Below are 20,120 nucleotides of genomic sequence, written 5' to 3'. Positions count from 1 at the left end.
AAGGGATTTAAGTAATATGGCTCGTTTTTTTATAGACAGGCCCGTGTTTGCATGGGTGCTGGCAATTATCACAATGATGGCGGGTGTGTTGGCAATTACCTCACTCCCCATTGAACAATACCCTAAGGTAGCGCCACCATCGGTGACTATCTCAGCAACGTATCCAGGTGCATCTGCAGAGACTGTCGAAAACTCGGTAACACAAGTTATTGAGCAAAGCCTAACAGGCATTGATAACCTTCGTTATTTCTCTGCGAGCAGCTCTAACAGCAGCATGTCTATTACGCTCACTTTTGAACCAGGTGCTGACCCCGATATTGCACAGGTGCAAACTCAGAACAAGGTGCAGGGGGCACTACCACTGTTGCCCACACAAGTGCAGCAGCAAGGGGTGACGGTGACTAAGGCAAACAGCGCGTTTGCATTGGCGGTAGGCTTTTACTCTGAAGACGACTCAATGACGCAGTACGACTTAAGTGACCTGCTCGTTTCCCAGTTCCGTGACCCTATTTCTCGGGTTAACGGTGTGGGTAACGTAAGAGTATTCGGTGCACAGCGTTCAATGCGAATTTGGCTAGACCCAGATAAACTGTACAGCTATAACTTAACGCCTACCGACGTGCAGGCCGCAGTACAAGTGCAGAATACCGACGTGTCAGCGGGGCAGTTGGGCGGTTTACCTGCCATCGAAAATCAACAAATAAACGCCACGATTCAAGCGCAGAGCCGCCTTCAAACCGTAGAAGATTTTGAGAATATCGTGCTTCGTGTGAACACAGACGGTTCACAAGTTCGTGTGCGTGATGTTGCACGTGTTGAACTTGGTGCGCAAAGTTATGACGTTATAGTCCGTTATGACCGCAAGCCTGCATCAGGAATGGCGATAAGCCTTGCTTCAGGCGCGAACGCGCTAGACACCATCAAAGCGGTAAAAGCCCGTGTTGAAGAGCTGCGTTCAAACTTACCTGATACGGTGAAAGTGGTTTACCCAGTAGACAGTTCGCCTTTTATTGAGCTTTCTATCGAGTCAGTGGTTCACACGCTTATCGAAGCGGTTGTACTAGTATTCTTGGTGATGCTGCTGTTCCTTCAAAACTGGCGCGCAACGCTTATTCCCACCATTGCTGTACCTGTTGTACTACTTGGGACTTTCTCGGTGTTACTGGCCTTTGGTTTTAGTATCAACGTATTGACCATGTTTGCCATGGTGTTGGCTATCGGTCTTCTTGTTGATGACGCTATTGTTGTTGTAGAAAACGTTGAACGCATCATGGAAGAAGAAGGCTTGCCGCCTGCCGAAGCGACGAAGAAGTCTATGTCGCAAATCACCGGTGCACTTGTGGGTATTGCCGCTGTGCTATCAACGGTATTTATTCCTATGGCTTTCTTCAGCGGTTCTGCCGGAGCTATTTACCGACAGTTCTCGGTAACCATTGTTTCAGCTATGGCATTCTCAGTGCTGGTGGCTATTGTGCTTTCGCCTTCATTATGTGCCACCTTGTTGAAGCAGCACTCAGAGGATCACGACAAGAATAAAGGCTTCTTTGGATGGTTTAATCGCACCTTTAATAAAGGACGCGACGGCTATCAGAAAACAACTAACCACATGGCAAAGCGTTTTAAGCGTTACTTCGTTGTATACGGCTTACTTGTGGGCGGAATGGTATTTATCTTTAGCCAGCTTCCAGGAGCCTTTCTACCTGATGAAGACCAAGGTCGAATGATGGTGTTAGTAAGCACACCTCCGGGCGCGACAGCAGGGCGTACCCTGGAATCCATTAAGCAGGTTGAAGATTACATTCTTGAACAAGAACAAGAAGCGGTAAACGGAATGTTTGCGGTAGTGGGCTTTAGCTTCGCGGGACAAGCGCAAAATGCCGGTATGGCATTCTTAAACTTCAGTGACTGGAGTGTGCGTGACGAAAGCAACTCGGCCTTTGCTGTAATGGGCAGAGCATTCGGAGCATTCAGCCAGATTCAAGATGCGTCAGCCTTTCCGGTTGTGCCGCCACCTATTATGGAATTAGGTAACGCAACGGGCTTTGACATGCAGCTGGTGGATCGTGGTGGCAATGGCCATGAGGCACTAATGAATGCGCGCAATCAGCTGTTAGGTATGGCTGCACAGAACCCGAAACTGGCAGGTGTCCGCCCTAACGGTTTAAGCGATGTGCCCCAGTTTAAAATCAACATTGATAGCGAAAAAGCATCGGCACTTGGCTTGAATTTAAGTGAGATCAATAACGCGCTGCAAATCGCCTGGGGCTCAAGCTATGTGAATGACTTTATTGATAAAGGCCGAATTAAGCGTGTGTATATGCAGGCAGATCTTCCCCATCGTATGACGCCTGAAGACCTAGATAAGTGGTTTGTGCGCAACAGCGACGGAGAAATGGTAGCTTTCAGTACATTCTCAACAACAGAGTGGGTGTACGGCTCGCCTAAGCTAGAGCGTTTTAATGGCTTGTCTTCGGTAAATATTCAGGGTAGCGCGGCAGAAGGCGTATCGTCAGGTGAAGCCATGGCTGAAATGCAGAAGCTGGTTGAACAGTTGCCTCCTGGTTTTGCCATTGAGTGGTCAGGCTTATCTTATGAGGAACAAGAGGCGGGGTCTCAGGCTCCTATGCTTTATGCCATTTCTATTTTGGTTGTCTTTCTATGTTTAGCGGCGTTGTACGAAAGCTGGTCGGTACCCTTTGCGGTAATGCTTGTTGTACCTTTAGGTATTTTAGGTTCGGTAACCGCGGCCTTCATATTTAACCTGCCCAACGATGTGTATTTACAGGTCGCATTTTTAACTACCGTAGGCTTAGCGGCGAAAAACGCCATTCTTATCGTAGAGTTTGCTAAAGAGCAGTACGAAAACGGTGAAGACCTGATGACCGCTGTGTCTAATGCGGCATCTCAGCGCTTTCGCCCAATTTTGATGACGTCAATGGCGTTTATCTTAGGGGTTACGCCATTAGCATTAGCCAGTGGTGCAGGTGCAGCAAGCCAAAACGCCATAGGTATTGCGGTAATGGGCGGCATGTTTGCAGCGACTTTTTTAGCAATATTCTTCGTTCCTATGTTCTACGTTATGGTAGAAAAACTATTTCATAAGGAAGACAAGTAACGAGTAAGTACGCTAGAGTGGGAAAAACTTTTCATTTTTTACATAGGGATATTGGTAATGACCACCGTTGTTTTTTCTCACGGTAAAGAAAGCGGGCCATGGGGCAGCAAGATAACCACGCTTTCTAATGTAGCAAACGATATGGGCTTTGGTGTTGAGAGTATCGATTATCAAGATCTCGACTGTCCCGAAGCCCGCTTAGAGCGATTAAAAGAAACCATCGCTGAAAAGTGTAATGACGTTGTGTTAGTAGGCTCGAGCATGGGCGGTTATGTATCACTTGCTGCCGCCAGTCAGATTTCAGCCAGAGGCGTGTTTTTGATGGCGCCTGCGCTTTACTTGCCCAACTACAAGATTCAACGCTTCCCGTACGATGGTTATGTGAGCTTGGTGCATGGTTGGAATGATGACATCGTACCTATTGAAAACAGCCTTAAATATGCACGTCACCAAAAAGCTCAGTTGTTATTGCTTAACGATGGTCATCGCTTAGCTAACAGTAAATCAGTAATTTCCCCCTTTTTCAGAAATTGGCTGGAGAAGTTCCGCTACTAGTGAATAGTGTTACGCAAAGGGAGCTGACCTTTTGAAACGGTCTACCGGCGTAATATTTGTTGCGTCAAAAAGATCGCTAGCGTTTAAAGCCTACTTATTAATGAGTAGGCTTTTTTGTTACTACTGGTTTGCTCTGTAAGGTAAGACTAATCGCTTATAGTCAGGTGAGGGTTAATACATAAAATTACCCATATTTATGGCATGATGGGGCATTGCTTAACACGGGGCAGAAGGAAATGGCATTTAACTTACCTCAAGCGCCGCAGTGGTCGTCGCTGATAAAGTCGGGTTGTCGTGTCTTTGTCGGGGGAAATGCGGCAGTACCGCACGCATTGGTACAGCATCTGATTGACAATAGCGAAGGGTTCAGCGACATTGAACTGGTACATATGTTGGCCTTAGGCGACACCCGATGGGTAAAAGACGAGTATAAGAACCTTTTTAAAGCCAACACGTTTTTCATTGGTGGTGAGGCCATGCGAAAAGCCGTTGACGAAGGCCGCGCCGACTACACCCCTGTTTTCCTCTCTGAAATTTCAAGCTTGTTTAGCGATGGTACACTGGCGCTTGATGCTGCTCTGGTTAATGTAAGCCCTCCCGATGAATTCGGCTACTGCTCGCTAGGCCCTGCGGTAGATATTGCCATGTCTGCCATCAGGCAAAGCAAAAAAGTCATTGCTCAAATTAACCCTCAGGTGCCAAGAACTTCAGGACATTCCTATATTCATATCAGTGAAATCACGGCGTGCATAGAAGCCGAAGAGCCGTTGGTTGAAGTAACGCCGCCGCCCATTGATTCGGTGGCAGAACGAATTGGTCAGTATGTATCTATGCTGGTGGACGATGGGGCTACATTGCAGTTCGGTATTGGTAAAATACCCAGTGCCACCCTCAAATACCTGTGTAATCACAAAGATTTAGGTATTCATAGTGAAATGCTTACTGACAGTATTATTGAACTGTTAGAGTCTGGCGCTATTACGAATAAAAAGAAAACTTTTCATCCCGGTAAAATTGTTACTAGCTTTGCCATTGGTACACGCAACCTATACGATTTAATTGATAGTAACCCGCACATTGAGTTTTACCCGAGTAGCTATGTCAACAAGCCGACTAATATCGCAAAAAACGACAATATGGTTGCCATAAATAGCGCCCTAGAAGTGGATTTAACCGGGCAGGTGGTAGCTGACTCACTGGGCTATGACTTTTACAGCGGCATAGGCGGTCAAGTTGACTTCGTAACTGGCGCGTCCATTAGTAAAGGCGGTAAAGCCATTATCGCGCTTCCTTCTACCGCAAAAAACGAAACTATTTCACGTATTACACCGCGTATAAGCGAAGGCGCAGGCGTGGTAACCTCGCGCGGTAATGTACAGTATGTAGTTACCGAATACGGCATAGCATCGCTTAAAGGGAAAAGCATTCGAGAGCGTGCGTTAGAGCTTATTCGCGTGGCCCACCCTAAATTCCGTGCCGCACTATTAGAAGAAGTGCGTCAGCATTACTGGGTGCCCCATTATCAAGAGAAGTACCCCACAGATATTCCGGAACTAGGGGCTATTCAGCTTAAAAAGCTCAATATACAGGGTGAAACGTTTTACATGCGCCCGCTTAATCCTGCAGATGAAAGGCGGCTGCAAGAATTTTTCTATTCCCATACTAAAGAAACGTTAAGGCTGCGCTACAACTACGACCCGAAACAAATGTCGCGTGAAAAGTCATGTAATTTGGTGTCGGTGGATCAAAGCTCTGATGCAGCGTTATGTATAGTAAGACAAGAAGGCTCGCGCATTACCATTCACGCGGTGGGGCGCTTCTATTACAACCCAAACGATAATACCTGTGAAGCTGCTTTTGTCACTCGGGAAACCCAGCAAGGAAAAGGCATGGCAAGCCGCTTGTTAAACGAGCTTATCACGGTAGCAAAAATAAGAGGCATTGCGAAAATGATGGCTTACGTGCGTGGGGATAATAGCCCCATGATCGCTATTTTCGAACAAGCCAAATTTAAACGAAAATTTACTGGCGACCCCAGTGATATAGAGTTAGTACTAGACGTGGCATCACTGCATGACAATTAAAATATTTCGTGGCAAGCACGGCACTAAACACGATTTAGGCAAAGACCATCCCGAGTCGCCAGACCGCTTGTTTGCGATTGACGACCAACTGCTTTCTTCAGGATTAGATATGGTGTGTGAACATGCTGACGCTACGCCTATTGCCGAGGCTTACCTGAAACTAGCGCACGACCCATATTATGTAAAAAGTGTGTTTGAGCATGCGGCTCAATCTATATTTAACGACCACGAAAAAACGCTGTATTCAGAAAACAAAGATAACGTAGCATGGTTAGATGAAGACACTGGCTTAATGCGCCACAGCCTAAACGCTGCGCTTGAGTCGGCTGGTGCAGGGTGTAATGCTGTCGATTGGGTAATGGAAGGCAATGACCGGCAAGCCTTTTGTGCCACTAGGCCACCAGGACACCACGCGACATATGATAGCGCTATGGGATTTTGTATTTTTAATAACATTGTTATAGCCGCTCGCTACGCGCTTCAAAACTATGAGCTGAAACGGGTAGCTATTGTCGATTTTGATGTGCACCACGGAAATGGAACCGAGCAAATTGTTGCTGGCGACCAGCGCATTATGCTGTGTAGCAGTTTTCAGCACCCTTTTTATCCGCACAGTGGCTCGCCGGTGTCGGCAAGTAATATTCTCTCTGTACCGCTAGAAGCCGGCGCAACAGGAGACGTTTTTAGAGAAAAAGTGCAGCATTGGTTTGATGCATTACGCAACTTTCAGCCTGAACTGATTCTTATCTCTGCGGGCTTTGATGCTCACGCCGAAGACCCAATGGCTCACCTACGCCTAGTAGAAGATGACTATTTCTGGGTAAGTCAACAGCTTCGCGCCGTTGCTGATACATGTTGCGAAGGCCGTATCGTAAGTATGCTAGAAGGCGGCTATGATTTAAGTGCGTTAGGCCGCAGCGTAGTGTCCCACCTAAAAGGCATGAGTCGTCCTATCGAAGAAGCACAATAGGACGACGGGTTATCTAGCCTCAACAATCTTTCAGACTAGGCTAGCCATGAAGACAACATGTAAAGTCCGGCCCCTAACATGGCTAGGTTTTCTGTCAGTGATATAAAGCCAAGGGGGAGGTCTGAGTTACCGCCCACACAGGCACATTTAAGCTCGCGCTTATCGATATAAACCGCCTTGATAACTGAAACTGCACCAATGGCGCCGATAAAAATGGAAACGGGTGAGACCAATAGTGCAGGAAGACCTGCTAGCATACCCAGCCCAGCAAACGCCTCCGCGAATGGATAAATATACGCGTATCGTACCTGCTTCATTGCTAATAAGTCATAGGTAATAAACTGGTTTGAGAAAGCCACTAAGTCTTGCAGCTTTTGAAGGGCAAGTATCACCATCGCCACTCCAATGAAATTCAATATAAAAGGCTCTAACCCTGCTGGTAGACCGCCTTTTAGCATAAGCGCAAATACCATAAGTGCAGCTAAAGAAAAAATCACAATGATAGGTGTATAGCGTGACCCGAATTCGCTTTCCTGTTTCAAATCGAAATACTCTCTAAGGTCGTCATAACCACCAATGCGCTCATTATCGATAAACGTCTGCGGGGTTGTTTTCACACTATGCTTTTCCTTAAAGGCGTCGGTTTCACTTCGGTTAGATAGGTGATGATCCTCAACTTTATAGCCTTTTCTCTCTAGTAAGTCTTTTGATTTGAGCCCAAAGGGGCAAATATGGTCAGGGGTAACCATGCGATAAAGAACGGCGCGCTTTGACATTGTGGACTCCTTGTAAAGCTTTCACTAGAGAGCGTAGGGTGTGCAAAATATGCGCACTTCAAGCTCGATTATTAGTAATATTGCGATATACAAAGAAAACAACAAAATTTGTGCCAGCGCTTTAGCAGAAACAACCTGTTGCGTCTGCATTGATAACGGCACCGTTATAGGGAAGCTGAGTGGTGTAGCTCACCACTTGTTCGACAAGGTTTTTACCGGTAAAACAACCATAGCCTGTTGCATAAGGGCCTAAATAGCGAAGTTGAGTTTGTTTATCTAACACGATAAGCGCTGGCACGGCCTCAAGTAAAGCCGCTAACTCGGGCACATCCTCCACGTTTAACCTAACTTGGTGATAGTCATTCCCGAGCTTTGCTAGCAACTGAGTTTGGTGTGGTGTAGTTAGCGTATCGCAATAGCAGCGAGACTGCGTTCCCACATGAATGACTGCCCCCGCCTTGATGTTCTGATTTTTTAAGAATTCAACAAGCGTTGCATCAAAGTCTGGCGCCGTGGTGCGGTGCAGCAATTCACCATTAGGGTCGAACTGTGAAAGTTGGCGCTGACCGTACACGAGCAGGGCGGTGAGTAAACCCACCGCCCATAATGCTAATAATAGCCAGCTAGTCTTTTTTTGCATAAGGCGTAATGCCTTTCATTTTTTGCATTAAATACTGCGTTTAAAGTTTAAAACGCTCAACTGCGCTGCGCATGCGCTGAGAAATTTGTGACAATACTTCAACTTCACCCGCGAGCGATTCAGCTGTAGCGAGTTCTTCGGAAGTAAATTCACTCAAACGAGCGGTGCTCTGCGCGATGGAAGCAGACGCGGTTTCTTGCTCTACGGCAGAGGTGGCTATTTCGGTCATGCTTTCGCTGGCCTCGCGGATTTGCTGCATGATTTCTGACATGGCCGAGGTGGCACTATCACTTGAAATGACCGCCTCATCCACTAATTGGATACACGTTTGCATTTGTTCAACTGAACTGGCGGTTTGTGCCACTAATTGTTCAGTAATGCTAGTAATTTGGTCTGCACTTTCTTTTGAACGAATGGCTAGCGTGCGTACTTCGTCGGCAACCACGGCGAAACCGCGACCGTATTCGCCAGCGCGGGCCGATTCAATAGCAGCATTCAGAGCAAGCAAATTAGTTTGTTCAGCTACAGCAGTGATAGAGCGCATGGCATCAGAAATATGTGAACACTGTTCATTAAGCGCAGAGTTAGTCTGCGCAGCAGCATTTAGGGTATTGCGCAACGAATCTATTGTTTTACTGGATTGAGAAATAGAATCGCGAGTAGATTGGGATGCATTTTGCGCTGCCGATGCTTTGTCGCTAGCAAGCGTAGTTTGCTCTGTTGAAAGCTGCATGGTTTGTGCAATTTCTTCTGACGACGCCGATACCATAGCAATTTCTTGGTCGGTATTTCTGCTAATTTCGAACATGTTATTGGCTGCCAATTCCATTTTACCGCAGCCCCTCACAACTTCGTCAGTTAAATTGGAAGCAAGCTCAATCAGCGACTTTACTTGATCGATAAGTTCAGCAAAAGGCCTGATTATCTTGTTAGCGCGATTTAGGTCAACAGATAAATCGAGCTTACCATCGCTTTTTTGCATTGTTTCAATGGCCAAGCGCAGTTCGGCTGCCCCCGCGCCCTCTTGATGGCTTTGCTTAGCCATGTACATCAACACGCCACCCTCGCTTAATGCAAAAGCAGCATGCATGAGCAAGATAGGGAAGGTTACATGACCTTCTTCAAAGATCATTAGCGGTGCACCGCCAGACTGCAGAAAGAAGAAAGAGATATGATGGACGGCAACAACAGCAGTTCCTGTTGCAACCACTTTCCAGTCTCTGAAATAAGAAAGAAAGGCAAGAAGAACAAAAATCTCGAAGTGGACTTCAATTAAACCGAAAGATTGATGGATATGGAGGGCAGTTAGCAACTGAACGCCGATAGCCATAGCATGGCGGCTTATTGCTGAGTAGGGATTTTGAAGGCTGAGTACAAGCGGCAAAGCTGCAATAGGAACACCAAAAATAAACGCAGGTAAAAGTTCACCGGTAAACATACCAATCCCTACAGCAATTAGTAGTTGTACAACAATCACAACGCGAAAAATTTTGTGACCTTCAAGGAGCCAAGGGTACTGCATGCCAATCTCCAACAAGTATTTGGGGTTAAGTGTAGGTTAAAAATGAGGGGTATGCTATGTTCGCCACAGTTTACGGAAATAACGGTTTTTAGGCCATTTAACTTTTGTATAGAAGTCACTGTTATTGAAAAGTTTAATGTGCAAGTGGCCCGATTAAACTGAAGGAGACAATCATGCCTGCTATCGCCTTTCTTTCCACCGATCACCTTGAAGACTTTTTTGTTTACGACGAGCTGTTGGTTCCATATTTTAATGAGCGAGGCTGGTCTGTAGAGACCATATCCTGGCATAGCCAGTCAGAAAAGTGGGATAGATTTGACTATGTGATCGTACGAAGCACTTGGGATTATCAGCAGCACCCGAGAGCTTTTATGAAGTGTTTAGGTCAGATCGATGCGTCGGGTACTACTTTGCTCAACCCACTGCCGCTTATGCAGTGGAATTTAGAAAAGCATTATCTTAAAGATTTACAGCGAAACGGTGTGCCTATTGTCACTACGCTGTGGGGAAATACATTTAATAACAGTGTTATTGATCAGGCCTTCTCGCACTTCAATTGCAACACTGTCGTGATTAAACCTACGCTTAGCGCAAACGCTGATGATACTTTCAAACTTTCGGTGGCTGATTGGCATAATCAACGGCAGGCACTTTGTGATACGTTTAATCAACGGGACTTCATGGTGCAGCCTTTTTTAACCAGTGTCGTTGAAGAAGGTGAATACTCGCTGTTTTATTTTGGTGGTAAGTACAGTCACGCTATCAAAAAGGTACCCCAAAAGGGTGACTTTCGCGTTCAGGAAGAGCACGGCGGCAGCTTACACCCCGTTAACGTTGATAAAGAACAATTAAATATCGCCCAAAAAGCATTATCTGCTATGCCATATGAAGCACTTTATGCGCGAGTTGACTTAATAAGGCAAAACGATAGTTGGGCGATAATGGAACTTGAGCTTATTGAGCCTTCACTGTATTTCAACCTAGATGCCCAGTCTCCCATCCGCTTTGTAGAAGCTTTGGAGAGCTTTCACGAAGACGCACAATAAGGGTGTCATCTAACCAAAGCTGATTTTAAAAAAGGCTTGCGACCTAGTGTCGGCAAGCCTGTTGAATGTTGAGTATCCTTCTAAGTTTACTTAAAACTTAGTGTCTATAGCTGTTGCCCTTTGAAACGCTGCGCTCAACACGGGATACTTGTCTTTGTGACTTCTCCCGGCTGGAGTGTTTCACCGACCTGTTGCTACTAGCTCGCTCAATACGGTTGGGCTGACTGCTCTCGCGTGCAATCGTTCGTTGCTGCGGACTTGTTCTTTCAACACGCTGGCGATTGACGCTTTGCTTCATTGAACGTTGCGTTGTTTCGCCTCTATTCGCGTAGCGCTTCGACTCTGAAGCGGGTGTAACGCGAGTGGGTTTGTCTCGCTTTAACGCTTTTAATGTGTTGTCTCGGTTTGGCTTCTCACTTCTGGCCACCGCTTGATTGCGTTTCAGGGCGTGCTCTATTGACTGCTTACGATTCGCTGAGTCTTGCTTCTGAAAGCGATTTTCTCTTAGTGGTGTTACCTGTTTAGGCTCGATAGTCCGTTTTACCGGCTTGTTATCGATAGACCTCGTTAAAGGTTTTTCGTTAGTGCGCGCTAAGGGTTTTTCATTAGCACGCGCTAAGGGCTTTTCATTTGTACGTGCTAAGGGCTTCTCAACCGATCGCGCTAAAGGCTTATTAAAACGTTTATCATTATGACGCGCCGGCGTATTTACCGTTTTAACGTGCTTATTTGATAAATGTTTGGCCCGCGTAACACCGGCATGCTCGTAGCGCGAAGGCGCACTGCGCACTACGCGTTCAGAATAACGTGCCCGGCGATGCACTGTATTGTGCTCCCAGCGGCGATAGTCACGACTTACAACGCGTTTTCGTGGGCTACCGTGGTAATACCGACGAACGGGCTCACGGTGAATAACCACGTGACGATTGTGCCAATGCACACTACCGAAAAAGAAGAAAGTCGAAAGGCGTACACTGGGAGACCAATAAACATTGCTATAGTGATGATAGCTTACATGATGACGCCAGCGCACAGGGGAACTCGTGTGCCACCAGTTGCCATATACCACATGGGGGTCGTAATACGGTACATACACTACTTCTCGCTGGCGAGGCTCAATGTAAATGATCTCTCGGCTGTTTTCACGTTCTGTCTCAACTTCAATATAGTCGTTGGTTACTAGGTTACCCGTGTTGTGCGCATGCTGTCTTAGTACCTGTACACGGTCTAATACACGGCTTTGGTCGACAAGCACATTGTCGCCAAGCTGCTGTAACCACTCAAGATCATTGGCCATGGTGTTAAGTAGTTCAGTGAAAGACGCGAGCGCTTTTACACTAGGGTCCCAGCTAACGCCGTCTAATACACTCTCTACCTGCTGCGGTGCTAAATGCTTATTACTTTGACGCCAGCGATCGGCCGCAACCACATCTAAGGGGTAGGTAGAAGCAATCAAAATGTGTGTAAGAAGCGTGTCTGGATAAAGCGCAATGGGCGCAAGTACACTGTCTAAGTCTGCGTCAGAATATTGTTGACCTGTAGACGAAACCTGACTAGAGATTGTGTTCGATTGAGCAAGCGCAGGCAGTGCAGAGGCACTGGCTAGCGCTATAACTACAGATAAGGCTATGTTTTTCATACATTCTCCTTATACCAATCCGCATAGAGAATTGCCCACTCAGAAGGTAATTTTCTATGCGAACTGGTAATAAATTGCTGTGCTGCCAAGCATCTGCTTTCGCGCGCAATGTGGTAAGTCTGTATACATTATGGTCAACGTATAATTAACCTAAGCTGAATAGAAAATGCCCACGTTAAACGTGGGCATTTTTTTAAAAGGGGAAAGCGTTAAAGCATGAAAGGCGAAGCCGCTGTGCCTAACTATTTAAAAACGTGCGGGTCGAAAGCGTGGCCAAGCTTTTCTGTCTTCGTTTTGAGATAGTGTTTGTTGTCTTTAGTGATGCCGTGGTCAATAGGCTTTCTCGCTACCACATCTATACCGAGCGCCTTCAACGCTGCCAGTTTTTTCGGGTTATTTGTCATAAGCTCAACGTGCTTTACATTAAGCGTATCTAGCATTAGCTTGCAGATGTCATAGCTTCTTAAGTCGGCGTCAAAGCCAAGGTGCTCGTTAGCTTCAACCGTGTCCATACCGCTGTCTTGCAGATTGTAAGCGCGAATTTTGTTTAAAAGACCAATACCTCGGCCCTCTTGGCGTAAATAAAGCAAAACGCCATGACCGTTATCTACAATGTTCTGCATGGCTTTTTCTAATTGAAAGCCACAGTCACATCGGGTGCTGAATAAAGAATCGCCGGTTAAGCATTCTGAATGAATACGAATAGGCACTACATCATCAGCTTTCCACTCTCCGTAGGAAAGGGCAACGTGCTCTTGGCCGCTGGCTTCAACAAAGCCGTGTATTTTAAAATCACCCATTCTAGTGGGTAATTTTGCAGTACTGACATATTCGTATTTAGGCTGTTTGCTACTCATGTTACTTCTACACTTTGGACAGTAGGCAATAAGTGGGGGTGACTTCTATTTTTGCAAGTCTACCATTTTATTATACGCGAGTAGACGCTTGTGCTATCACTTTTTTCGTAACACAGGCATTAGATATGGTTATTATAGTGGTTGGAATTCTCGCAAAGGAGCAGGCTTAGCAACGCCGAAGCCCTGAGCGAAATCAACGCCCATTTTTCCGAGTTGCGCCATCGTACCTTCATTTTCAACAAATTCGCCTACAGTTTGCATGCCCATAGCTTTTGCTACATCGTTAATGGATGCGACCATTGCGGTGTCCACACTATCGTTAAGCATGTCCTTAATAAACATACCGTCAATTTTTACCTGACTTACCGGTAAGCTTTTCAGGTAGCTGTACGAGGAGAAGCCGCTGCCAAAATCGTCAAGGGCAAAAGAACACCCAAGGCGGTTAAACGTTCGCATAAAGGCAAGGGTGTCTTCCATTTTGATAATGGCTACCGACTCGATAACCTCAAAGCAAATCTTGTTGTAAGGAATGTTAAAGGTCTCAAATGCATTTAGAATAAACAGAGTGAAATCCCTATCTGCCAGCGAGTGGCAGTTAAGGTTAATGCTGCATCGTTTCAATTCTGCCAGGTGTTCAGGGTTTTCAGACAACCACTTGAACGTATTCGTTACTACCCATTTATCCACACTCACGTTCATTTCAAATCGCTCAGCTGTGGGCAAGAAATTGGCAGGCTCTACAAGCTTCCCATCTTTCTCTCGCAGCCGCAGTAATACTTCATAATAGTGTCCATCGGCGGTTTTGCTCAATGGCCTTAACGATTGATAGAAAAGCTCGAAGCGCCCTTCTTCTAGCGCATTGTTTATGGAAGATACCCAATCGAGCTCGCGCTGATAGCGCTGCATACTTTCATCATTCTTGTTGTATCTGTGAACTTGGTTTCGACCTTGTTCTTTTGCAAAGTAACACGCCGCATCCGCCATACTTAAATACTGACCAGAGCTAACATCGGCGTCGTCACAAACAACCATCCCTATACTCACACCTAAGTTGAAAATGCGGTTGTCCCACATAAATCGATAAGCTTGAACAGCGTTGAGGATCTTTACGGCATTCAAGTAAACGGCATCGGTATCGATATTTGAATAGATAACGCCGAACTCATCGCCCCCAAGGCGAGCTAATTGTGCTTCTGGCTGCAACGTATTTTCAATAAGGCGGGCAATATCTTTAATAAGTACATCCCCGGCTTTGTGGCCGCAGGTATCGTTAACCACCTTAAACCTATCGAGATCTAAAAACAGCAAACATATAGGCGTGTCGTCCGCTTCGAGTACTTTTTCTTTAAATACCAATTCAAACTGACGACGGTTATAAACACCCGTGAGTGAATCATGAGTAGCTAAATACTGAAGGCTTAAATCTGATTGCTTTTTTTCGGTAATATCTATAATCGAGCCGTACAAAAAGCTGCCTTCATCGTTTTCCCGAATTTGACACGATAGAGAAAACCAAAATTCGCTACCGTCGCGGCGCTTGCCTCGTATTTCTTTGCCGGTAACGTGGCCTTGCTGCGATATTTCACCCAGTAAAATCTTTCTATCTTCAGCACTGGCGTAGAACACTTTTGTGTTCTCTGCTTCGGCAAGCATCTCTTCTTCATTGTCGTAGCCAAAAACTTTACACATAGCGGGATTTACTGAAATGAGCTTTCCATCCCATGTCGACGTGTAGTGCCCTTCGGCTGAATGCCGGAACAAATCATAGAAGTGATTCAAGCTTGAAATCGTTTCTGCCTGAGTTGAAAGCTGGCGTTGATTTAAAACTTCTTCTTTAGTTATGACGGCAAAACCAAAACATAGAAAACCGAGTGTAAGAAAGAAGAGCATGCCAATAGCTACATCGACGGTATAAACCAAATTATTGAATAAGTTCTGCGTCACTAGTGCGTAGAATGCGTAAAAGGAAAGCCAGGCGAGAATATAGGTAATGCTGACTGCACGGCTGCCTTTATCCTTGAACACCAAGGCCAGTAAGACGTGATATAGCCCCATTCCAGCTGTTAATATCAGTAGCGTAATGGATGTGGTATATGCATTTACAGTAAAGCAATAGAGGGTTGCTACGAAAGGTACAAAATAATTCAACGCGCGCAAAATAAAGGGGATACGGGCGAATAGGTGGTGCGTTACTTTTGCAATGCACAATAACAATATGCCAAAACAAACCGCATAAAAATGTTCACTACCGTTGGTCAGGCTTGGCCAAATCGCTACCCCTCCCGCGGTTATAAAAAGCAGAGCGATAAGGACGAGCGACGACATGGTAAGCCAAAAGCGCGTGGGGATACGTTGATAAAGATAAGAAAATAGAAAATAGCAAGCAATTAACGCCATGATACCCGTAACCGCGCCGAGCAAGGTAAGCATGTTGGTGTCGTGCTGGACAAGAAGGTCTTTCTCCCACAATGTAATAGGAAAGTACTTAAGCCCTTCATCTTTTACAGCGATCAGTAAGCGAGCGTTTTGGTAAGGCTGAAGGGTAAAAGCAAGCCTAATATTGGGAAGGGGCTGCCTTAAAGAATAATCACCTTTGCCAGCCTGGTATCGATAAGACTTAACAATGCGCTCGCTACTATCAAGAAGAAATATTTGTAAGTCGTCAATGTTCAGCCTGTCAATATTAAGCACCAGTGGTATTGGGCTGTAGCCTGTATGAACAAGTTCAGTAGAGTACCATACCCGTCCGTTTGACGACGGGGCTTGAATGGCAATGTTGTCGTTTAAAATATCAAAGTATGTGGCGCTACTTGGTGCGACAGTTAAACGCGCATAGTGATTAATAATTTCACGCTCAAAGGATTCGTTGACAGTAAGCTGACTGCTAGCCGAAGCGTTGACGGTTAGTATTACCCAACTGATGAGCATAGCTGATACGTACTTTATTAGCCGCGCTGTTACCACTCGTTAATTCCTTGAACCGCATAGTAAGAGGGCGGTGTTTTTTAGAGGCAAAATATATATCGCTTAGCCCTCTCGTCCCTCGGGGATTTTCCTTAGAATAATACTAGTTTTAATGAAAAGCCAAACCCAACGTAAAGTGACAAGGCTTACACTATTGTTGAATCAAGTAGTTTAAAATAATGGATGGTGACTGCTGTGTACCAATAGGCTCAAGCCATATTGCTTCGCAAAGCCACTCAATACAAAGCATACATTGCAGATCTGTATCACCTTTGTTTGCCGTGATCACTGCCTGAAACCGGTCGGCTCCCCAATCTTTTTCTGAAAGCTTGAAATCAAACAAGCCGCAAAATCGTTCTACCCACTGTTGGGTTTTAAGCGGTGTGGTTGGTAACGAAAGTCTAATTTCTAGGCTTTGTTCGTTAATTGCAGCGTTCTTTTGAATATCTTGTTTGGTGAAATTATGCATAAAAAGTATCAATTCACTGGTTTTTGTAAACCTGCATGCTTTATAACGTGTATATAGTACAACATAAAAACAATAGCGTTAATTTAAGCGTATTAAGGACAGGGTATGCTAACACTTCACCATTTAAATAACTCTCGCTCGCAGCGAATTTTGTGGCTTCTTGAAGAGCTAGGCGTAGAGTACAAAATAGAATTCTATCAAAGAGACAGTAAAACGAACCTAGCGCCGGATTCATTGCGCGCTGTTCATCCGCTGGGACGCTCTCCGGTGCTTACTACGCCGCACGGTGCCATCGCGGAATCTGGTGCTATTGTGGAATACCTTGTTCGCCATCACGCTACTGACGTATTTTCTGTCCCCGAAGACCCAGAAGCGCTCCAACAGTATTGGTTCTGGCTGCATTTCGCTGAAGGCTCATTAATGCCGCCACTAGTGGCAAACTTGGTGCTGGAGAAAGCGCGTCAAAAAGGTTCGAAGCCTTTCTTTATCAAGCCAATTACTAACAAACTGATAGACGGTATTTTAAACGCCTACTATGGGCCTAATTTAGCGCAGAGTTTGCGCTATGTAGAATCTTACCTTGCGAAGAACACCTGGTTTGCCGGTGATGAACCTAGTGGCGCTGATGTTCAAATGATATTTCCGTTAGAGTCGCTGGTAGCGAGCGGGCGAGCGAAAGATTTTACAGCCATTCAAGGTTACGTTAAGCGGGTTCATGCCAGAGAAGCCTACAAAGCGGCGCTAGAGAAAGGTGGTGAGTACGCTTACGCCTAGTGTGTTTATCTCTACTGGGTGCACTTTTACTTTCTGCAAACCCTGCGGCCAGCTGGGAAACGAAACCCTAGTTGGCTCATTAGTTTCTAGTGCTCTCGATTTATGTAATCATCGATAAGCTGAATGAAGGCATCACCATAACGCTCGAGTTTGGTTTGGCCTACGCCGCTTACATCAAGCAAGGTGTTGCGCGTCGTGGGGAGTTTACACGCCATATCCACCAAGGTAGCGTCACTAAATACCACATACGGCGGCACTTCGTTTTCTTCGGCCAACACTTTGCGTAAGTGCTTAAGACGGGTGAATAAAGTTCGGTCGTAGTTAGCAGGCGCTTGTTTTGCTTTTTTCTTGTCGGGCTTAAATTCAAGTCGCGGAACGGCAAGCTGAACGGCGACTTCACCTTTTAGCACAGGCCGAGCTGCTTCAGTTAAGCGCAACGCGGCATGCGCGGTAATATCAACGCGTATAAGGCCTTTATGAACAAGCTGGTTGATAATGTTGTGCCAGTAGCTATCTGATTTATCTTTACCTATGCCGTACGTGGAAAGCTGGTGGTGACCTGCTTCCTGAAGGCGCCGAAGCTGTTTGCCTCGCAACACATCGATAACGTACTGGCTGGAGGCTTGCTGTGAGAGCCGAAGTACACACGACAGTACTTTTTGTGCAATCACCAAACCGTCGATCATCTTAGGTGGGTCTAGGCAAATGTCGCAGTTGCCACAGGCGCTGTCACTGAACTGCGAAAAGTAGTTCAGGAGTACTTGTCTACGACAGGTTTGCGCTTCTGAAAAAGCTTCCATAGCCGCAAATTTTTGTAACTCAATTTGGTTGCGCTCGGCTATTTCACCTTGCTCTATCCACTGTTTTACGCGGGCTGCGTCTTTTTCATCAAACAACAATAAGGCTTCAGACTCCAGGCCGTCTCGCCCAGCTCGGCCGGTCTCCTGATAATAGCTTTCAACACTGCGCGGAACGTCGTGGTGAACCACATAACGCACGTTCGATTTGTTGATACCCATGCCAAAGGCAACGGTGGCCACCACAATATCAATTTTATCGTTAAGGAACTGGCGTTGTACCAGCTCTCGTTCGTCGTTATCCATTCCCGCGTGATATGCCGCACAGCGAAAACCTTGTCTGAATAATTTAGCGTGCAGATCGTCAACTTTCGCGCGACTGTTACAGTAAATAATGCCGCTACCTTCTTGTTGTTTTACGTAAGCAACAACTTGATCAAAGGCTTTGTACTTGCTCATTACGCGGTAGCGAATATTAGGTCTGTCGAAGCTGCCTTTATAAACCAGCGGGTCGTTAAGGTTTAGCTGCGTCAGTATGTCTGCTTGGGTGGCTGAATCTGCAGTAGCTGTTAATCCAATAACAGGAATAGAAGGGAAGCGAGACTTTATTTGCCCCAGAGCGCGATAATCCTGCCTGAAATCGTGCCCCCAATGGGAGACACAGTGCGCTTCATCAATGGCAAATAAGGCAATGTCGGCGTGCGCAAGCGACTGCTGAAAATAATACTGCATTAAACGCTCAGGCGACACGTAGAGCAAGTCGAGCTTTCCTGCTTGAAGTGCGTCATTTATGCGTGCTTGTTCGTCTGCTTCTAGCGTTGAATTGAGATAAGCAGCTTTTACGCCCAGCGCTTTAAGCTGTTCTACTTGGTCCTGCATAAGCGATATAAGCGGTGACACAACAATAGCGGTGCCTTGGCGCACTAACGCAGGAATTTGATAGCACAGCGACTTGCCACCACCTGTTGGAAGCAAAACAAGTGCGTCTTTACCTTCACATACTTGGTGAATGACTTCGCCTTGACCGTCGCGAAAAGCATCGTAACCAAATACATCTTTTAAGACGGTTTCTGGTGTTTTTACACGTTGCGTTTCTGGCGCTAATTCTGATGGAGCTATTGCAGTTGTCATGGCGCTGGATTTTACGCGTTTTTGGCGACGTCTTCACGGGGCAATTTAAAAAACTAGACTAAAATTCAGCGATAGTCCTGATCAGAGGGGCAGCAGCTCTTATAATTTATTTTGATTCAACATCATTGGTTGGATGAATTTCCGTCAAACTGACGTTCGGTAGTAATGTTGCTTATAAGCACATTACAAATATCAATTCATCAAGGAAAGCGAGTGGATAACAAAACGACTAATAAAGACGAAGCTAAGGGCAGCGAAACACTAAACCATGAACTAATGATTAAACATGTCATTGCGCTTTTTCGTGATACTATGCCGTTTAACCAGTTGCTGGGCTTGGAATTTGTTACTGAAGGAGAGGGACTGGATATACAGATCTCCCTGCACCTTGATTGGCAACCAGCGCTGACCGGCAATCCAATGCAAAAAATCCTACACGGCGGTGTAACAGCGACTATGCTAGACACCATCGGTGGTTTAGTTTCAATTGTAGAAACCATCAAACAAACCGCGCGTGAACACCTTGCGGACCTTCAAGTTAGATTGCCCACCATGGGCACGGTTGATATGCGCGTTGACTACTTAAGGCCGGGAAGAGGCGAGCGCTTTGTTGCGACAGCCACGATTATACGCAAGGGCAGTAAATTAGTGGTTTGTAGAATGGAATTGCACAATGAAAAAGGCGATCATATAGCCTTTGGCACGGGTACATATATGCTGGGATAGCAGTGTCTTAATAGGTTTGCATCATTCCCCAGTGCCTGTTGTTATGTTGTGTAAA

Annotated in this window: 15 protein-coding genes; 7 read left to right on the top strand and 8 right to left on the bottom strand. The window is 45.9% G+C overall.

Annotated features, from left to right (window positions below; all coding sequences use genetic code 11):
- Nucleotides 1–16: 16 nt before the first annotated feature.
- From AC27KT_RS09380 to AC27KT_RS09365, 4 genes are all read left to right on the top strand, one after another.
- Nucleotides 17–3,115: an efflux RND transporter permease subunit gene (locus AC27KT_RS09380; protein ID WP_487129344.1), complete on the top strand. Its 3,099-nt coding sequence runs from the start codon at nucleotides 17–19 to the stop codon at nucleotides 3,113–3,115.
- A gap of 57 nt (nucleotides 3,116–3,172) precedes the next feature.
- The gene (locus AC27KT_RS09375; protein ID WP_039221014.1) at nucleotides 3,173–3,670 is read left to right on the top strand and encodes a YqiA/YcfP family alpha/beta fold hydrolase; all 498 of its coding nucleotides are present in this window, start codon (nucleotides 3,173–3,175) and stop codon (nucleotides 3,668–3,670) included.
- Between the two features lie 236 nt (nucleotides 3,671–3,906).
- A complete protein-coding gene (locus tag AC27KT_RS09370) occupies nucleotides 3,907–5,754 on the top strand; it encodes a GNAT family N-acetyltransferase (protein ID WP_487129341.1) in 1,848 nt (615 codons plus the stop codon).
- Nucleotides 5,744–6,724, top strand: a complete 981-nt coding sequence (locus AC27KT_RS09365) for a histone deacetylase family protein (protein WP_487129339.1) — start codon at nucleotides 5,744–5,746, stop codon at nucleotides 6,722–6,724. The genes AC27KT_RS09370 and AC27KT_RS09365 overlap by 11 nt, the downstream gene beginning before the upstream one ends.
- 35 nt (nucleotides 6,725–6,759) lie before the next feature.
- Here AC27KT_RS09365 and AC27KT_RS09360 read toward each other — a convergent pair whose 3' ends face one another.
- From AC27KT_RS09360 to AC27KT_RS09350, 3 genes are all read right to left on the bottom strand, one after another.
- A complete protein-coding gene (locus tag AC27KT_RS09360; RefSeq protein WP_487129337.1) occupies nucleotides 6,760–7,500 on the bottom strand; it encodes a MauE/DoxX family redox-associated membrane protein in 741 nt (246 codons plus the stop codon).
- A 121-nt stretch (nucleotides 7,501–7,621) separates the two neighbouring features.
- The gene (locus tag AC27KT_RS09355) at nucleotides 7,622–8,140 is read right to left on the bottom strand and encodes a DUF6436 domain-containing protein (RefSeq protein WP_487129335.1); all 519 of its coding nucleotides are present in this window, start codon (nucleotides 8,138–8,140) and stop codon (nucleotides 7,622–7,624) included.
- Between the two features lie 40 nt (nucleotides 8,141–8,180).
- A complete protein-coding gene (locus AC27KT_RS09350) occupies nucleotides 8,181–9,662 on the bottom strand; it encodes a methyl-accepting chemotaxis protein (protein ID WP_487129333.1) in 1,482 nt (493 codons plus the stop codon).
- Nucleotides 9,663–9,835: 173 nt separating this feature from the next.
- Here AC27KT_RS09350 and AC27KT_RS09345 point away from each other — a divergent pair, with 173 nt between their 5' ends.
- A complete protein-coding gene (locus AC27KT_RS09345; protein WP_487129331.1) occupies nucleotides 9,836–10,708 on the top strand; it encodes an ATP-grasp domain-containing protein in 873 nt (290 codons plus the stop codon).
- A gap of 97 nt (nucleotides 10,709–10,805) precedes the next feature.
- Here the strand turns inward: AC27KT_RS09345 and AC27KT_RS09340 are convergent, their stop codons facing one another.
- The 4 genes from AC27KT_RS09340 to AC27KT_RS09325 form a co-directional block, all read right to left on the bottom strand.
- The gene (locus tag AC27KT_RS09340; protein ID WP_487129329.1) at nucleotides 10,806–12,347 is read right to left on the bottom strand and encodes a DUF3300 domain-containing protein; all 1,542 of its coding nucleotides are present in this window, start codon (nucleotides 12,345–12,347) and stop codon (nucleotides 10,806–10,808) included.
- A gap of 242 nt (nucleotides 12,348–12,589) precedes the next feature.
- The gene (ribA, locus tag AC27KT_RS09335; RefSeq protein WP_039220999.1) at nucleotides 12,590–13,204 is read right to left on the bottom strand and encodes a GTP cyclohydrolase II; all 615 of its coding nucleotides are present in this window, start codon (nucleotides 13,202–13,204) and stop codon (nucleotides 12,590–12,592) included.
- Between the two features lie 132 nt (nucleotides 13,205–13,336).
- On the bottom strand, nucleotides 13,337–16,168 hold the full coding sequence (locus AC27KT_RS09330; RefSeq protein WP_487129327.1) for an EAL domain-containing protein: 2,832 nt from the start codon (nucleotides 16,166–16,168) through the stop codon (nucleotides 13,337–13,339).
- Nucleotides 16,169–16,319: 151 nt separating this feature from the next.
- Nucleotides 16,320–16,637 carry a hypothetical protein gene (locus tag AC27KT_RS09325; protein ID WP_487129325.1) on the bottom strand — a complete coding sequence of 106 codons (318 nt, stop codon included), beginning with the start codon at nucleotides 16,635–16,637 and terminating at the stop codon, nucleotides 16,320–16,322.
- Between the two features lie 105 nt (nucleotides 16,638–16,742).
- On the opposite strand from AC27KT_RS09325, the gene AC27KT_RS09320 reads away from it, so the two are divergent.
- Nucleotides 16,743–17,411, top strand: coding sequence for a glutathione S-transferase (locus tag AC27KT_RS09320; protein WP_487129323.1), 669 nt, complete (start codon nucleotides 16,743–16,745; stop codon nucleotides 17,409–17,411).
- Between the two features lie 86 nt (nucleotides 17,412–17,497).
- Here the strand turns inward: AC27KT_RS09320 and recQ are convergent, their stop codons facing one another.
- Nucleotides 17,498–19,339 (bottom strand): DNA helicase RecQ, encoded by a 1,842-nt coding sequence (gene recQ / locus AC27KT_RS09315; RefSeq protein ID WP_487129321.1) that lies wholly within the window; start codon nucleotides 19,337–19,339, stop codon nucleotides 17,498–17,500.
- 213 nt (nucleotides 19,340–19,552) lie between these two features.
- Between recQ and AC27KT_RS09310 the strand changes: the two genes are divergently transcribed.
- Nucleotides 19,553–20,065 (top strand): thioesterase family protein, encoded by a 513-nt coding sequence (locus tag AC27KT_RS09310; protein ID WP_487129319.1) that lies wholly within the window; start codon nucleotides 19,553–19,555, stop codon nucleotides 20,063–20,065.
- Nucleotides 20,066–20,120: the final 55 nt, after the last annotated feature.

The sequence above is a fragment of the Alteromonas sp. 5NW40-0090 genome (genome assembly GCF_057552975.1).
Note: the sequence above shows the minus strand (reverse complement) of the source record. Positions and strands in the feature narration are given on the sequence as shown.